General features: G+C 60.9%; 2 protein-coding genes. One reads left to right on the plus strand and one right to left on the minus strand.

All coding sequences use genetic code 11. The features are described from left to right. The coding region (locus NW858_RS05650) for a hypothetical protein (protein ID WP_414520085.1) at nt 1-276 on the minus strand (276 nt) is incomplete at its 3' end. Between the two features lie 119 nt (nt 277-395). On the opposite strand from NW858_RS05650, the gene NW858_RS05655 reads away from it, so the two are divergent. Further along, nucleotides 396-969: class I tRNA ligase family protein (locus tag NW858_RS05655; RefSeq protein ID WP_414520086.1), on the plus strand; the 574-nt coding region annotated here is incomplete at its 3' end.

Genomic DNA, 969 nt, shown 5'->3' on the forward strand with positions numbered 1-969 from the left:
AATGTAGCGCATGATGCCGCCCAGACCCGCATCGTCACGCCAGGTGAGTGCGCCGGTCTGAATTGACTGCCAGAGCCGCTCCGTCGCCAGCACGGCAATCTCTTGTGGATCGTCTACCTGCTCCAAGTAAGCGTAATACAGACACACCTCCAGCAACCAGTCTGCCAGAGCCTCCTTTTCGCGTTCACAGGCGCGTCCCTGCGCCGTCTTGGTCAGCCAGTCTTGTATCCGCCAGTCCAACGCCTCCATACGGCGGGCGCTCTCCCATTCAGTCATAATGGGTCTCCTGCCAACGCCTTTAAAATACCTCGCTTCCACGCCGATTCCTGCCGATTTACAACGCGACACGCCAGCAATTAGGTACAATTCGCCCCGCGTGAGGTGCAACGCAGGCGATGACGGAGGCATACGACCCGAAACAGATCGAACCGAAGTGGCACGCGCGCTGGCAGCAGGCGCGCCTGTTCCGCACGCAGGACGACCCCAGCAAGCCCAAGTGCTATGTGCTGGCGTTTTTCCCCTACCCGTCGGGCGATGGGCTATCGGTTGGGCACTGTCGGAACTACATCCCGTGCGACGCGCTGGCGCGCCTGATGCGCATGCGCGGCTACAATGTGCTGCACCCGATGGGCTGGGACGCCTTCGGGCTGCCCGCCGAAAACGAAGCCATCAACAAAGGGTCGCACCCCAAACACACCGTGCCCCGCTATGTCGCCAACTACAAGCGACAGATGAACCTCATCGGGCTGTCTTACGACTGGGAGCGCGAAATCAACTCCAGCCAGCCCGACTACTACAAGTGGACGCAGTGGCTGTTTCTGCAGTTTTTCAAAGCGGGCCTGGCCTACCAGAAGGAAGCACCGGTGAACTGGGATCCCGTGGATCAGACCGTCTTGGCCAACGAGCAAGTGGACGCCGAGGGGCGCTCCTGGAGATCGGGGGCTCTGGTGGAAAAGCGCCTCCTCAAGC

This window comes from Synechococcus sp. H55.10 (assembly GCF_047502715.1).
Taxonomy (GTDB): Bacteria; Cyanobacteriota; Cyanobacteriia; order Thermostichales; family Thermostichaceae; genus Thermostichus.